We start from the raw sequence: 15468 nt of genomic DNA, 5'->3' as shown, positions 1-15468 counted from the left end.
TGGATGTAATAGCTATTAATGAAGTAATAAACCTTTTTATAGGTTAAGGAGTAAGTATGCGTGTAGATAAAGATGACCGTTATATTTTAGAGCAACCGAGTAAGGACTCTACGCCTTCATTAAAGTTGCTAAACCTTCTTCAAAATTTTCCAAAGAAAAAATTAGTTATCTTCGGTTCGGTAGCCATTATTTTTCTATTATTGCTTGGCTTGATTATTTTTTACTCTTCTCGCAAAAATGAAGTAACAGCATTAACATCACCTACCGTTAATGATGTTACGACAACAGAAGAAACTAACAGTTTGATTTCAAATGGGCAAAGTGGCGCAGTTGTTAATGGATCTCAAACTGAAAGTTCTGATAATACAGATGATAGTTTAAGCTCAATAGATAATCTAAATTCTGAGGTTAAGGGACACTCTAATACTATTACAACACAAAATAGAAGAACTAACGCTAGTATTTCTAATAATATAAATATTTCACAATCAACTAATACTAAGAAAAATAATAATGATCATGATAAGAAAACAGTTAATCGTAAAGAAGAAAAAGCTGATTTAGGAAAAAAAATTAAAATAAGTAATGATCATTATGTTATTCAGCTAAGTGCATCCAAATCAGTTGAGGGGTTGAAAAAATTTATTAAACAAAACAATATAACTAATTACCATATATATAAAACTGAATATAGTTCAGGAACGTGGTTTATTTTAGTAAAAGGTGATTATTCATCAGCTAATGAAGCACGTAAAGCTATTAAATCTTTACCATCAGCACTCTTAAAAGATAAACCATGGGTTAAATCGGGTGCGGTTGTTAATAAAGAAAAAATAGAAAAATAATAAGTAATATCGTTTATTTATCCAATCAACGACAAATAGGAGTATCCGTTGAAGAAGCAACGAGCCTTTTTAAAATGGGCTGGAGGAAAGTATGAGCTTGTGGACACAATCAAACGGTATCTTCCAGAAGGCGATCTATTGATTGAGCCTTTTGTCGGAGCTGGTTCTGTGTTTTTAAATACAAACTACGAAAACTATATTTTAGCGGATATCAATCAAGACTTAATTTCACTATATACCTTGTTACAATCAACTCCAGATCAATTTATTCGTGATCTCAGATTGCTTTTTACTACTCAAAATAATCAACCTGATGCGTTTTATCAGCTTAGAGATGTATTTAATCATAGTAAAGATCGATATTTTAGATCATTATTATTTGTTTATTTAAACCGACATTGTTATAACGGCCTATGTCGTTATAACAATAGTGGATTATTTAATGTGCCATTTGGGCGTTATAAAACCATTTATTTTCCTGAAAAAGAACTTTATTTTTTTGCAGAAAAAGCACAAAAAGCGAAATTTATTTGCGCACCTTATCATGAGGTCATGAAGAAGGCAGAAAGAAATTCGGTTATTTATTGTGATCCGCCCTACATACCCCCAAATCAATCAGTAGGGTTTACAGCTTATTATTCAAATATTTTTGGATTTGAAGAACATAAAAACTTGTCGAAATTGGCTGAAACTATAGCATATAAAAAGAATATACCCGTGCTAGTATCTAATCATTATACTGATTACACAATGACTCTTTATAGCAAAGCAAGCGAGCTTTATCGCGCAGAAATGCGTCGTTCAATTAGCTGTGCAGGTGAGGGTCGTAAAAAAATTGATGAGATTTTAGCTCTCTATAAAAAGTCATAATCAGGCTTGAATATAAAATGGGTTATCATGAGGTAGGTTATGAAAAAATTTATTATTGCTCCATCAATATTGTCAGCTGATTTTGCGCGCCTTGGTGAAGATGCGCAAAAGGTCATTGACGCCGGAGCCGATGTTATCCATTTTGATGTTATGGATAACCATTTTGTACCTAATCTAACAATGGGGGCGATGTTTTGTAAAGCACTGCGAGATTATGGCATTAGCGTACCTATTGATGTGCATTTGATGGTATCCCCTGTTGAAGAGCTAATAGCCTCATTTGCTAAAGCTGGTGCTACTAATATCTCTATTCATCCAGAAGCGACGATTCATTTAGATCGCTCATTACAATTAATTAAAGATCATGGTTGCACGGCAGGTATTGTATTAAATCCAGCCACTCCGCTGGATTATTTAGATTATGTCATGGACAAAATTGATATTATTTTGTTGATGAGCGTTAATCCTGGCTTTGGGGGGCAATCTTTTATTCCCGCAACCTTGAAAAAATTACACCAAGTTAAACAACGTATAATTGCATCAGGATTAAATATTCGTTTAGAAATTGACGGTGGGGTAAAAGTAGAAAATATTGCTGAAATAGCTAAAGCAGGTGCAGATATGTTTGTTGCTGGCTCCGCCATATTTAGCCAGCCTGATTATAAAACCGTCATTGATGCCATGCGTAAAGAGTTAGCAGGAGTGATACATGAATAAACTAAAAGATATTCAAGCAATCGCATTTGATTTAGATGGTACATTGGTTGATAGTGTGCCGGGACTGGCACTGGCTACACAAAATATGTTGGCAGAGTTGAATTTACCAACGATCAGCAATGAGCAGATCAAAAATTTCGTTGGTAATGGCATTGATATCATGCTAGAACGCGTTTTTAAAGCCATTACTATTGAGCCATCAAAAGAACAATTTGCCAAAGCCAAGATATTATTTAACCAACATTATGATAAAGTTATTGATGTCGAAACTAGGCTGTTTCCGAATGTTAAAGAAACTTTAAAAGTGCTTTATGATAATCATTATCCACTTGCATTAGTGACCAATAAGCCAGCCCAATTTTTACCTGCATTACTAGCGTCACTAGGCATAAAAGAGTTCTTTTCGCTAGTACTTGGCGGTGGCGATGTGATCAAATTAAAACCACACCCAGCTCCTTTGTATCAAGTAATGGCGAAATTTGGATTGTTTAGCGATCAGTTACTTTTTGTTGGTGATTCGAAAAACGATATCACTGCTGCGCAAAATGCTAACTGCCCAACTGTTGCCTTAAGCTATGGCTATAACTATGGCGTTTCAATTGCTACTAGTAATCCCGATTTTTTATTTGACGATTTTAAAGATATATTAACAATTCTACCTCAGCCAAAAGCTGATGCAAAAAAATAATGAGTATAAATTAGGAAGAAATTATGAGTAAACCGATTGTATTTAGTGGCGCTCAGCCATCAGGGGAACTAACACTTGGCAACTACTTAGGTGCTTTAAAAAATTGGGTGTCTTTGCAAAACGAATATGATTGCGTTTATTGTATTGTTAATCAGCATGCAATTACCGTACGTCAAGATCCAAACAAATTACGTAAAGCCACATTAGATACACTAGCCCTTTATTTAGCTTGTGGTATTGATCCGCAAAAAAGCACTATTTTTGTACAATCGCATGTGCCTGCACATGCAGAGTTAGGCTGGGCTTTAAATTGCTACACCTATTTTGGTGAGCTTAGCCGTATGACGCAATTTAAAGATAAGTCATCACGCCATTCAGAGAATATCAATGCAGGGCTATTTGATTATCCTGTACTTATGGCTGCTGATATTTTACTCTATCAAGCAAACTTAGTTCCTGTTGGTGATGATCAAAAACAGCATCTTGAATTATCGCGTGATATTGCTATGCGTTTTAATGCGCTTTATGGTGATATTTTTACTGTTCCCGAGCCGTTCATTGCCAGGGTTGGTGCGCGCGTTATGTCATTGCAAGAGCCGACTAAGAAAATGTCCAAATCAGATGAAAACCGTAATAATGTGATTGGTTTACTCGAAAATCCAAAAGATATTGAGAAGAAAATCAAACGTGCAATGACTGATTCTGATGAGCCACCAGTAGTACGCTATGATGTTAAAAATAAAGTTGGTGTTTCAAATCTACTTGATATTTTAACTGGTGTGACAGGTAAGCCTATTGCCGAGCTTGAAAAAGAGTTTGAAGGTAAAATGTATGGTCACCTCAAAACAGAAGTTGCAACGCAAGTCATTGATATGTTAACTACCTTGCAAGCTAAATATCATGAGTATCGTGACGATGAACATTATCTATTTTCAATCATGCAAGATGGAGCTGAAAAAGCACGTTCAAAAGCCGAGCCAACGTTGAAAAAAGTCTATGATGCAATCGGGTTTGTATAATTGCAAAATCAATAACAGATTGCGACTAAAAAATGAATGATATGCAATGGCTTTAATATACTAAGTAAATGGATAATGGTTAAAGCCATCTAAATATATAGGCTAGTTATGAAGATTATTATTCTTGGTGCAGGACAAACAGGTAGTGCACTTGCGGAATATCTTGTTACCGAAAAACAAAACGATATTACTGTGGTGGATGAAGATCATGATAGATTGCAATCGCTACAAGAGCGTTTTGATTTACAGGTAATTTGTGGAAAATCATCCTATCCTCAGGTATTAGAAAGTGCTGGCGCTGAATCGGCCGATATGCTTGTTGCTGTAACTAACTCTGATGAAGTCAATATGATGGCCTGCCAAATTGGTCATGTCTTATTTAGTATTCCACAAAAAGTGGCTCGCATTAGAGCGCCTGAATATAATGATGAAAATTATCCTTTTTTCAATAAAGACTGTATTAATATCGATCATATCATTGCCCCAGAAAATCTTATCACCAATCATATAAGTCAATTAGTTCAATACCCTGGCTCATTGCAATTTGCTTCTTTTTATGATAACCGAGTGTGTCTAGTGGCGGTAACGGCTTATTATGGCGGTGCTTTAGTTGGCAGTGAATTATCCGAGCTCAAAGAACATTTACCTCATGTTGAAGCGCGAGTGGTTGCTATTTATCGTAAAAACCGCTTTATTCGTCCGCTTGGCTCAACCTTGGTTGAAGCGGGAGATATGGTGTATTTTATTACGCCACCAGTTAATATCAAAGCTGTAACCAGCGAACTACAACGATTAGAAAAACCTTATAAGCGAATCATTATTAGTGGTGGTGGTAGTGTTGCTGTCGCTTTAGCAAAGCGTTTGGAAAATGATTACCAAGTCAAGTTAATTGAACGCAATGCTGAGCGAGCCGAACTCATTGCCGAGCAACTGGTTAATACCACAGTGTTGCATGGTGAGTCATCTGATCAAGAATTACTTTCACAAGAGCAAGTTGAGCTTACCGATCTTTTTATTGCAGTCACAGGTGACGATGAATCCAATATCATGTCATCTATGCTTGCCAAAAGAATGGGCGCAAAAAAAGTGATCGTACTAATTCAACGCCAAGCCTACCTTGAATTGATTAATGATAGTGTGATTGATATCGCAATATCGCCACAACATGCCACCATTTCAGAACTATTAAGTCATGTAAGACAAACTGGTATGGTTAAAGTCGTTTCGCTAAGGCAAGGCGAATCTGAAATTATCGAAGTGGTTGCCAAAGGCAATAATGATACATCAAAACTGGTGGGCAAAAATATTAATGGCTTAAAACTGCCTTCAGGTGCAACAATTGGAGCTGTTGTTCGTGGTGAAGATGTGATTATTATTAATACTGATTTGATGATAGAAGATAATGATCATCTAATCATCTTTTTGCCAGACAGAAAGGCAATAACAGATATTGAAAAGTTATTACAATAGTTTGTTAAAAACTGATAGTCAGTTCATAATGGATGAACAAATTTTGACTCGGGGTGTTTTTTGTTTTGACAAAAAACTGAGATTTTACCCGTTGAACCTGATCTGGGTTATGCCAGCGTAGGGAAGTCTAAGCCATCTTAGCTTTAATTTGGCAAATTCTTCCCAATATTTTAGTTCTAAAATAACAGGGAATAAATATGTTAGAAAACAAACCATTTCAATTAGTACAAGCAACTCCTTTTATCTATCATGTAAAACAACAAAACCCATTAGTGCATTGTATTACAAATGATGTGGTGCAAAATTTTACCGCAAATGTGTTACTCGCTATTGGTGCATCACCAGCAATGGTTATTGCCAAGCAAGAGGTGGAGTCATTTATCACCATTGCGGATAGTTTATTGATTAATATTGGCACCATTCACAGTAGCACAGCCAAAAGTATGTTGTTAGCAACAATCCAAGCTTTGCAAACACAAACTCCATGGGTGCTTGATCCTGTCGCTGTGGGGGGGGCGCTTAATTATCGAACTGAAATTGTATGTCAATTACTATCATTAAAGCCAACAGTCATACGCGGTAATGCATCAGAAATATTAGTACTAAATGGTGAAAATGGATCATCGAAAGGACCTGATGGTCAAAACTCAACGACATCTGCTGTACATGCAGCCAAAGCACTTGCACAAAAATATCAAACGATTGTTGCAATGACGGGGGATATTGATTATATCACTAATGGCAACATCTTATATAGCATCACTGGTGGCGATATTGCTTTAACAAAAGTAACAGGAACAGGCTGTGCACTATCTGCTATGGTAGCTGCTTTTATTGCCAATTCATCAGATCCTTTATCAGCTACCGCCTCAGCTTGTTTTATGATGAAAAAAGCAGGTCAACTTGCCAATAAACAGCAAGGATTAGGTACCTTTGCGGTATCACTACTAGATCAACTATCTCTGTTTAATTCATTGCATCAATAAGGAACAAGATGAAAAAGCAATTAGATTTAACTCTTTATTTAGTCCTTGATCCATTATTATGTGGTGGTATTAGTGGCATGGTAAATACCACAAAAATTGCTGTTTCTAATGGGGCAACTGCAGTACAGTTAAGATCTGAACATAAGTTTAGCGGTAAAGATTGGTATTATGCCGCATTAGCATTGAAAGAAGCGCTGAATGAAACACCCGTACCACTGTTTATTAATGATCATGTCGATATTGCTTTAGCGGTTGACGCCGATGGTGTACATATTGGACAAAGTGATCTTCCTGTTGATGTTACTCGTCAATTAATTGGTAGAGATAAATGGTTAGGGTTTTCGATCGCTAATCGACGTCAACTTGATAGCGTTCCATGGCATAAGGTCGATTATATTGGTATTGGTCCTATCTTTCCAACCGCAACGAAAAAAGATGCAGCAGTAGCACTGGGAACCGAACAATTAGTCGAACTAATAGAACTGAAGCAATGTCCTGCTGTAGCCATTGGCGGTATTGATGAAAGTAATGTGGCTAACGTTATTCAAACAGGCATCGACGGCGTTGCTGTGGTTTCAGCTATTTGTGGTAAACAAGATATTGAGCAAGCGACGTTATCACTCATTACGCAAATCAAGAAGGCTAAATAGGGCATACAATTATGACAACAATTGCATTAACCATTGCTGGTTCAGATCCCAGCGGTGGCGCAGGAATTCAAGCCGATTTAAAAACTTTTTCGGCACTCGGTGCTTATGGTATGTCAGTTATCACTGCATTAACAGCACAAAGCACACAAGGGGTTGATGCGGTATTAGCCATTACCCCTGAATTTGTTGCAGCTCAATTCAATACGCTATATCAAGATATTCAAATTAATAGTGTAAAAATGGGAATGCTAATGAATAAAGAGATAGTCATAGCAGTTCACCATCTTCTTAGCACAAATGCTATTCCTGCTATCGTCTTAGATACTGTAATGATAGCTAAAGGAGGACATCCCCTGCTCAAATCTGATGCCATAACTGCTATTCGTGAGTTATTATTACCCTTAGCAACCATTGTTACCCCTAATATTCCTGAAGCAGCAGTACTACTTGATTGTGGTGAGGCCAAAAACGAAGATGATATGCAAAAGCAAGGGGATGAATTACTCAAATTGGGTTGCAAGGCGGTTTTAATGAAAGGCGGGCATTTGTCAGGTAGTCAAAGCCCTGATTATTTGATAACCCAAGATAATGTAATAAGAATAACTTCTCCACGAATTCAAACTAAAAATACTCACGGCACAGGTTGCACACTATCTGCAGCAATTACCGCATTGTTACCCAAATATAATTTAGCAGAAGCCGTAATGCAGGCTAAAAATTATTTGCAAGGAGCCATTAGCCATGCTGATAATTTAAATATTGGTAACGGAATTGGTCCAACACACCATTTTTACCGCTGGTGGTGATCGCACAATAAATAGTCTAAATGGGATTTAAGTTGTCAGCTATTACATATAACAACAAATCCCATATTTCAACTAATGCAAATCTTTTGCTTCACTTGTGCTACAGGTAAGTGTTCCTTTTTTTCCTTGTCCATCTTCAAAATAATCAGCCCAACAACTTTTCATTGATAAATCAATTCTTTTTATTAGCTCAATTCTACTTCCATTATAAGAGCAACTAACATAATAAGGTTCAACATCTGCTTTAAAATCGACTTCCCATATTAACTCATGTTTCTTACCTTCAACCCATCCTTTTGCTGGTTTTAAACTGACCTTTCTAGAAGGCTTACCGTGATAAACAATCATGCTACTAAACGATACAGTTAAACTATTTATATCATCAGAAACCTCCCACCCATTAGGCCTGTTTTCAACTTCTTCTTTAGCCTTGATGTTTTGTGGGCAATCAATTTGATAGGCATTAACAAAAAAAACTGCACCAAACCAAGCCATAATAGCTAGAGTAACACTCAATATTTTCCTTTTCATATTATCTATCCTTCTAACAATTACCTATTAATAAAAAGATAAAAGTATTCTAAGATTTCAAAAAATCATGCTAATATCTTAAATAAAAACAATTATAATTATTTATAAGTCATTAAGCTATTTTCACCATGTTATCTAAATTAAACGAGTTTTTTATTATTTCTGTTTTGGAGTAAGTTTTTAGCAAGATAGCATAACGGAGATATCGCCAAAAAAGCTCTATACCATAAAATAAGACTCATCACTATCATACAAAACTCAAACTAAAAATATCCACGATACGGATTGCACACACTTTACCAAAATTGCAGTATTATTTCCCCAATGTAGCAATCTAGAAGAAGCCATAAAACATTTGCAAGGGGGCAATTAATTTAACCATTGGCAAACGTATTGAGCCTACACATTATTTTTATCAATGATGGTAATAAATAAATGATTAGCATTAAGTTGATTTAAGACGTTTTATATAATTCTATGAAAAGTATTATTAGAACATTAATGTAACTATCCCCTAAAATAGTACAGCACAAAAGTAGAAAATTCTCTATGATAAAAGTAAAAGAGGATTTAATTATGAAAAAAATGACTGAACATCAAATCGTCGCTATTTTAAAAGAAGCTGAAGCGGGTATTCCCGTTAAAGAACTGTGCCGTAAATATGGCATGGCAAATTCAACTTTCTATAAATGGCGTGATAAATACGGTGGTATGGAAACCTCTGATATTAAACGTTTAAAGGAGCTTGAGGCCGAAAACCGTAAGCTTAAACAGATGTTTGCCGAACTGAGCTTAAAATCCCAGCTTCAGGAAGAAATCATAAAAAAGCTTTAGTGCCCACAAAGGCACGTAAAACGTGGGCACAGCAACTACAACAAAATCATTCAGTTACTATTGCTATGAGTTGTGCCATTGTTGGCTTAAGCCGTTGTGCTTACTATCATCAACCTAAGTTACCGGATGATTCGGTGATTATTTCGGTGTTGAATGCTATCACAGACCGGCATTTACGCTGGGGCTTTCCTAAATGCTTTAATCGTATCAAAAAGCTCGGCTATCAATGGAATCATAAACGGGTGTATCGGGTGTATTGTGAATTAAAGCTTAATCTCAGGGTAAAGCGTCAACAGCGCATTCCTCCACGAAACCCAGAAAGGCTATCAGCACCCAATAAACAAGGTGAATGTTGGTCAATGGATTTTATGAGTGACAGTAGTCGTAATCAGCGTCGCTTTAGGACGTTCAATGTCATCGATGACTTTAATCGTGAGGCGCTAGGCATTGATATTGCAGTAAGCTTACCGGCAGGGAGAATTACCCGTTACTTAGATAAACTGGCTGAATATCATGGCTATCCATTAAAAATACGGGTCGATAATGGGCCAGAATTTACAGGAAAAACCTTTATAAACTGGGCTAAATCCCATGATATAGCCATTGATTATATCCAGCCCGGTAGCCCTTATCAAAATGGCTATATTGAACGATTTAATCGTACCTATCGTACTGAAGTACTCGATTTATATCTTTTTAACAACTTAGCGCAAGCAAGGAGAATAACCGAAGAATGGTTAACGATTTATAATACCGAAAGACCGCATGAGGCATTAAATAACATGACACCGATTGAGTATAAAACACTAAAACAAGCAGCATGATTTTCTACGTGAGTTGTGTACTAAGTTTGGGGTATTTACATTAAAACTTAAATTAAAATAATGTATTGAAAAAATAAACTATGGTTTAAAATTTTAGTGGGGTTTGAGTTATCGGCTATTACATATAACAATACATATAACAACAAATCCCATATTTCAACTAATGCAAGTCCTTTGCCTCACTTGTGCTACAGGTAAGTGTCCCTCTTTTTCCTTGTTCATCTTCAAAATAGTCAGCCCAGCAACTTTTCATTGATGAATCAATTTTTTTTATTAGCTCAATTCTGCTTGTACTGTAAGCGCAACTAACATAATAAGGTTCAACATCTGTGTGGTAATTAACTTCCCATATTAACTCATGTTTCTTACCAGCAACCGTTCCTTTTGCTGGTTTTAAAACACCCATTCTAGAAGGGTTATCGTAATAAACAATCATGCTATGAAAAGAGCTACTCAGGCTATCTTTATCAGAAACCTCCCACCCATCAGGCATGTTTTCAACTTCTTCTTTAACTTTGATGTTTTGTGGGCAATCAATCTGATAAGCATTAACAAAAAAAACTGCACTAAACCAAGCCATAATAGCCGCAGTAACACTCAATATTTTACCTTTCATAGTCTATATCCTTTTCACAATAGCTTATTAATAAATAGATAAACGCATTCTAGCATTTTCCAAAATATGCTGATACTTTAAACAAATTTTTTGTTATTTCTGTTTTAAGGTAAAATTTCAGCAAGGTAGCATAACAAAGATGCCTAAGAAACCTAGTGCTATCAAATATAGAGATAGTCAGTTCGCAGTTCCAACAAACTCATAACCAGCCTCATTAATCGCAGTGATAGCGGCTTCTTGCGTAATGGAACTATTTTCGATAGCAACTTGGCGCTTAGTTAAATCAACGGTCACTTTTGCGTTTGGGTCAATGTCATTAATCGCTTTTGTTATCATTTTCACACAATGCTGGCAATTCATATTATCGACTATCAATTTCATAAAAATCTCTCTATTCCTAATGTTATTTAATAAACAACCAAACAAAATACCTATTTATAACACTAATTTTATTTGATTACATTTAGTTTTTTTCATAAAGATGATAATATTTACTTCCTTTTTACACTTATAACAAAATATTATGATGAAAAAAATAAAATATTCTTTATTGTGGATTTGCAGTTTAATCCTTGTTGGCTGTTCTGAACCTAGTTCTATCGAGCGTTGGATTGACAACCCTACTGCTAACGAAATAAAAGTCACTATTGATGGTAAAGAATTAACTATTCCAGCCAAATCGGGTATTAATTATACATTTGAATACGGCAAACATACCTTATCGTATAATAATGACAACTTCAATTTTGTTGTAAAACCGGCTCAATTTGGAAAATTAGGTCTTATTAACCCAACACAAAGTAACTATTATTTATACACAGTCATCTATTCAACGTCTGAGTTGAATGATGAAGAATACGAAAAGATTTTAAGAGAAAAAAGAGAAATCAATAACATTCCAGCCATTATTGATGGTAAAGCGCAAGAAATAGAATTGCCAGCAAAATTAATCAATGATGTATTTATTGAACACAGCCAATATCATTGGGATTATTCTTATGATCAACCTTTTCCAAAAGAAATAACTCAAGATCTAAAATTGAAGAAAAACCAATCTTATCAAGAACGTTTTAGAAAATTATATCGTGAAAGCGACTTTATTGAATTCTTAAAAGAAGATGAAAAAGAAGACATTAGCTTTCCTTACAACCCTAAAAAGTTCAGTGAGATAAGCCAATATGTTATTCCTAAGATTGACTTAAATAACATAAAATGCGAAGCAGGTCGTCAATATATGGAAAGCCTATTAAATGACTGGAATCATCTTATAACATTAAAAGGTAGTGATTTTAAAAAACCATACGACAATTTGGCATCAAATGATGCAATGGCTAAAAGTTATCGCTCAAAAGAAAAATGTACAGAAGAAAACGATCCTGAGAAAAGCTACAGTAAAGAATTGGGGAAATTCGTTGATGCTCTTCGAGATACTCGCGACGTTAACTTTTATGTGATCAAATAATAGTACTTGATCATTTTCAATAAATCGAAAAAGAGGTTGCTAAATGACCTCTTTTAAAAAGAGTAAAATCATTTTAAACGGGTTTTATGCCTCGATAGCTTACAGACAAATGTTCTTCCTATTTTTATCTCAAGGATAAAAGGCTAAAATTTTACTTTTTATGTTGTTTTATTAATTAAAATTCTTCACGCCTACTATTTACATCTTATAAAAAAATAACTATGATACTCACCATTATTAACTGCAAAGGAGAATTGATTATGATTTGTTTAACTAACCTTTGCAGGCTTATCGCAAAATAATTAAGTAGTAACACTTCTCATTTTTACTTCAATTCATTCTGCTGATCTTAGCCTGCCAATATAACCTATACCCAATACTTAAAGATAATTTTGCTTTACATTGTTAAAGTAAGCGTTGTTTTGGATTAACAATAATTAACTGTTGTGATCAAATCAATGTTAAGTGCAAAGCTGAATTTTATATGTATTATTTTAATTTATAACGTTTTTTACATGTAATTTTTTCAAAAAATTTGTCTTTATACATCATCAGGGTATAACAATAATATTGATTAATATGGATTGATATATGGACAATTCTATACAGGTGCTATCTGACAAAGCATCATATATTGCATCAAAAAACACATGGATTGAAGGCGTGGCTATTGAACAGCTACTGGCAACCGCTAATTTGCCGAATATGGTTAAAGTTGTGGGCATGCCAGATCTTCATCCGGGAAAAGGCTACCCTATTGGAGCAGCTTATTTAAGCCGTGAAATCATCTACCCAACTTTAATTGGCAGTGATATTGGTTGTGGTATGGGTTTTTGGCAAACTGAAATCAATATAGCTAAATTGAGTATTGATAAATTGGAACGGCAAATTGGTAATATTGATCAGTCAAATACTCATCATAAATACAATCTTGGTACAATTGGTGGTGGTAACCATTTTGCTGAATTACAAAAGGTCAGTAAAATTTGTGATGAGTCGTTATTTAATGATTACCAACTCAATGCTAAGAAGTTGTTTTTATTAGTGCACAGTGGTTCAAGAGGATTAGGTCATGCGATTTTACAAAATCAATTATCGCGTTTTGGTAATCAAGGTTTACTTGAAAACAATCCTGAAGCATTAGACTATCTAGCTAAGCACGATAACGCAATAGCATTTGCTAGATTAAATCGTCAAATTGTCGCTGAAAGATTAATGGCAAACCTAAATACACAAGGGGGTGAAGTGCTAAATGGTTGTCATAATTTTCTCGAAAAAGTCATGTTCACTGGGCAGGCGTATTGGTTACATCGTAAAGGCGCCTCTTCAGCAACAGATGAATTAGTGATTGTACCCGGATCGCGTGGGGATTATAGTTATTTAGTTAAGCCAATACAGCATGAAAATCTTCTTATGTCATTAGCCCATGGTGCGGGGCGTAAATGGCGTCGGGTCGACTGTAAAGGCAAGTTAGATAACCGCTATTCAATGCAAGAACTTAAACGAACCAAATTGGGGAGCCGTGTCATTTGTGAAGATAGCAGCTTAATTTTTGAAGAAGCGCCACAAGTTTATAAATCAATTGAGAGTGTAATTGAATCGATGCAACAAGCAAACATTGTTAAAGTGATCGCACAACTTACTCCAATATTGAATTATAAAACACAAGGAGGTCATTAATGGCATTGCTCTTTTTTTCATCTGCCAAAGGGCCTGCTGAATGCACTTTAGCTGTTGCGAAAGCCGTAACGCAATTTCTAAATGAAGCAAGTAAATTATCAGTAACAACCGAAATAGTCGAAAGCGTATTGGGCGATAAGCCCAATACTTTCCGTTCAGTGCTTATTTCAATTGAAGGCTTACAGTGTGATCAATTAATACAGCGTTGGCTTGGAACCGTACAATGGATTTGCCAAAGCCCATATCGACCAGCACATAAACGTAAAAATTGGTTTATAGGCATTACCTGCTTACAAAACCCTTCACAAATAATGGATAGTACTATTGAATTTACGACGATGAAATCATCGGGCGCTGGCGGCCAGCATGTCAACAAAACCGAATCTGCCGTTCGTGCAACACATATCGCAACGGGTATTAGTGTCAAAGTACAGACCGAACGAAGCCAACATGCCAATAAGCGATTAGCGAAATTATTATTGGCGCATAAACTTGCTGAATATGAAAATAATTTACATCAGCAGAATAAAACTATACGCCAGCAATTTCATTACTCAGTACCAAGAGGTAACAGTAGTTTAGTTTTTTATGGCAAAGGATTTCATGAAAAAATAGAGTAACCATATTATGTAGTGTATTAGTTCCGACTTAATCGGACAAAGGGCTTGAAAAAGAGAGCATTACCAGTTTTGATATTAGGTGTCAAATCTACAATCAAAACAACAAGAGGTAACGTTCATGCTTCATACTAACAATCAAATCATAAAACATAAAGTAGGCTTATTAAATTTAACTGAAGAACTTCAGAACGTGTCTAGAGCTTGTAAAGTGATGGGAGTATCAAGAGATGCGTTTTATCGTTATAAAGAACTCGTTGAAGAAGCTAGTTTAGACTCTTTAATATTAAAGAGTAGACGGACACTAAATCTCAAAAATCGCGTTGATGACCCAACGGAACAAGCCATTATTCGTTATGCTATTGACTATCCTGCTCATGGTCAGCATAGAACAAGCAATGAGCTTCGTAAGCAAGGTGTTTTTATTTCAGGAAGTGGCGTGTGCTCTGTTTGGTTAAGACATAATCTTGAGAATTTCAAAAAATGCTTACATGCTTTAGAAGAAAAAGCGGCTCAGGAAGGTATTGAACTCAATGATAGCCAAATAGCTGCATTAGAAAAGAAAAAGCACGATGATGAAGCTTGTGGTGAAATAGAAACTGTATGTAAATACCCCAAACTTAGTACACAACTCACGTAGAAAATTAAGCTGCCTGTTTTAATATTTTATATTCGAGCGGTGTCATGTTATTTAATGCCTCATGCGGTCTTTCGGTGTTATAAATCGTTAACCATTCTTCGGTTATTCTCCTTGCTTGCGCTAAGTTGTTAAAAAGATATAAATCGAGCACTTCAGTACGATAGGTACGATTAAATCGTTCAATATAACCATTTTGATAAGGGCTACCGGGCT

General features: G+C 35.4%; 17 protein-coding genes, 1 pseudogene and 1 riboswitch. Of the genes and pseudogenes, 14 read left to right on the top strand and 4 right to left on the bottom strand.

All coding sequences use genetic code 11. From position 1 onward, the window contains the following. The first annotated feature begins 56 nt into the window (after window positions 1-56). From A9G41_RS06335 to thiD, 9 genes are all read left to right on the top strand, one after another. Window positions 57-845 carry an SPOR domain-containing protein gene (locus A9G41_RS06335; RefSeq protein ID WP_065581477.1) on the top strand — a complete coding sequence of 263 codons (789 nt, stop codon included), beginning with the start codon at window positions 57-59 and terminating at the stop codon, window positions 843-845. Window positions 846-893: 48 nt separating this feature from the next. After that, the gene (locus tag A9G41_RS06330) at window positions 894-1715 is read left to right on the top strand and encodes a Dam family site-specific DNA-(adenine-N6)-methyltransferase (RefSeq protein WP_065581476.1); all 822 of its coding nucleotides are present in this window, start codon (window positions 894-896) and stop codon (window positions 1713-1715) included. A gap of 39 nt (window positions 1716-1754) precedes the next feature. After that, on the top strand, window positions 1755-2432 hold the full coding sequence (gene rpe, locus A9G41_RS06325) for a ribulose-phosphate 3-epimerase (protein WP_065581475.1): 678 nt from the start codon (window positions 1755-1757) through the stop codon (window positions 2430-2432). Continuing rightward, window positions 2425-3120 carry a phosphoglycolate phosphatase gene (locus A9G41_RS06320; protein ID WP_065581474.1) on the top strand — a complete coding sequence of 232 codons (696 nt, stop codon included), beginning with the start codon at window positions 2425-2427 and terminating at the stop codon, window positions 3118-3120. Before rpe ends, A9G41_RS06320 begins: the two co-directional genes overlap by 8 nt. Window positions 3121-3143: 23 nt before the next feature. Continuing rightward, the gene (gene trpS, locus A9G41_RS06315; protein ID WP_065581473.1) at window positions 3144-4139 is read left to right on the top strand and encodes a tryptophan--tRNA ligase; all 996 of its coding nucleotides are present in this window, start codon (window positions 3144-3146) and stop codon (window positions 4137-4139) included. Window positions 4140-4247: 108 nt separating this feature from the next. After that, entirely contained in the window at window positions 4248-5609 is a 1362-nt protein-coding gene (gene trkA / locus A9G41_RS06310; protein WP_065581472.1) for a Trk system potassium transporter TrkA, read from the top strand. Between the two features lie 39 nt (window positions 5610-5648). After that, window positions 5649-5750, top strand: a riboswitch (TPP riboswitch). A gap of 56 nt (window positions 5751-5806) precedes the next feature. Continuing rightward, window positions 5807-6595 (top strand): hydroxyethylthiazole kinase, encoded by a 789-nt coding sequence (gene thiM, locus A9G41_RS06305; protein WP_065581471.1) that lies wholly within the window; start codon window positions 5807-5809, stop codon window positions 6593-6595. Window positions 6596-6603: 8 nt separating this feature from the next. Further along, window positions 6604-7245 (top strand): thiamine phosphate synthase, encoded by a 642-nt coding sequence (thiE, locus tag A9G41_RS06300; protein ID WP_075539457.1) that lies wholly within the window; start codon window positions 6604-6606, stop codon window positions 7243-7245. Window positions 7246-7256: 11 nt separating this feature from the next. After that, window positions 7257-8051, top strand: a complete 795-nt coding sequence (gene thiD / locus A9G41_RS06295) for a bifunctional hydroxymethylpyrimidine kinase/phosphomethylpyrimidine kinase (protein WP_075539456.1) — start codon at window positions 7257-7259, stop codon at window positions 8049-8051. 72 nt (window positions 8052-8123) lie between these two features. Here the strand turns inward: thiD and A9G41_RS06290 are convergent, their stop codons facing one another. Further along, the gene (locus tag A9G41_RS06290; protein WP_143425425.1) at window positions 8124-8582 is read right to left on the bottom strand and encodes an STY0301 family protein; all 459 of its coding nucleotides are present in this window, start codon (window positions 8580-8582) and stop codon (window positions 8124-8126) included. Window positions 8583-9158: 576 nt separating this feature from the next. Between A9G41_RS06290 and A9G41_RS06280 the strand changes: the two genes are divergently transcribed. Beyond that, window positions 9159-10240, top strand: a protein-coding gene (locus A9G41_RS06280; RefSeq protein ID WP_442903290.1) for an IS3 family transposase whose coding sequence is annotated in 2 segments (ribosomal slippage) — window positions 9159-9411 and window positions 9411-10240 — 1083 coding nt in all. Because the reading frame shifts where the segments join, the coding sequence is not laid out codon by codon here. A 160-nt stretch (window positions 10241-10400) separates the two neighbouring features. On the opposite strand, the gene A9G41_RS06275 is transcribed toward A9G41_RS06280, so the two are convergent. Both A9G41_RS06275 and A9G41_RS06270 read right to left on the bottom strand, forming a co-directional pair. After that, window positions 10401-10856 (bottom strand): STY0301 family protein, encoded by a 456-nt coding sequence (locus A9G41_RS06275; protein ID WP_075539455.1) that lies wholly within the window; start codon window positions 10854-10856, stop codon window positions 10401-10403. A gap of 177 nt (window positions 10857-11033) precedes the next feature. After that, window positions 11034-11237 carry a heavy-metal-associated domain-containing protein gene (locus A9G41_RS06270; protein WP_065580527.1) on the bottom strand — a complete coding sequence of 68 codons (204 nt, stop codon included), beginning with the start codon at window positions 11235-11237 and terminating at the stop codon, window positions 11034-11036. Window positions 11238-11379: 142 nt separating this feature from the next. Here A9G41_RS06270 and A9G41_RS06265 point away from each other — a divergent pair, with 142 nt between their 5' ends. The 4 genes and pseudogenes from A9G41_RS06265 to A9G41_RS06250 all read left to right on the top strand — a co-directional run. Next, complete coding sequence (locus A9G41_RS06265) at window positions 11380-12318, top strand: hypothetical protein (protein WP_075539454.1); 939 nt, start codon at window positions 11380-11382, stop codon at window positions 12316-12318. A 591-nt stretch (window positions 12319-12909) separates the two neighbouring features. After that, the gene (locus A9G41_RS06260) at window positions 12910-13998 is read left to right on the top strand and encodes an RNA ligase RtcB family protein (RefSeq protein ID WP_075539453.1); all 1089 of its coding nucleotides are present in this window, start codon (window positions 12910-12912) and stop codon (window positions 13996-13998) included. Beyond that, the gene (gene prfH, locus A9G41_RS06255; RefSeq protein ID WP_075539452.1) at window positions 13998-14618 is read left to right on the top strand and encodes a peptide chain release factor H; all 621 of its coding nucleotides are present in this window, start codon (window positions 13998-14000) and stop codon (window positions 14616-14618) included. Before A9G41_RS06260 ends, prfH begins: the two co-directional genes overlap by 1 nt. Window positions 14619-14736: 118 nt before the next feature. Then, a pseudogene (locus A9G41_RS06250) lies at window positions 14737-15216 on the top strand (helix-turn-helix domain-containing protein); the annotation flags it as partial. A gap of 43 nt (window positions 15217-15259) precedes the next feature. Here A9G41_RS06250 and A9G41_RS06245 read toward each other — a convergent pair. Continuing rightward, window positions 15260-15468, bottom strand: a 209-nt coding sequence (locus tag A9G41_RS06245; RefSeq protein ID WP_143425424.1) for an integrase core domain-containing protein, incomplete at its 5' end; no start/stop codon positions are given.

The sequence above is a fragment of the Gilliamella sp. Nev5-1 genome (assembly GCF_001690895.1).
Lineage (GTDB): Bacteria > Pseudomonadota > Gammaproteobacteria > Enterobacterales > Orbaceae > Gilliamella > Gilliamella apicola_C.
This window is presented reverse-complemented; position numbering and strand designations above follow the sequence as displayed.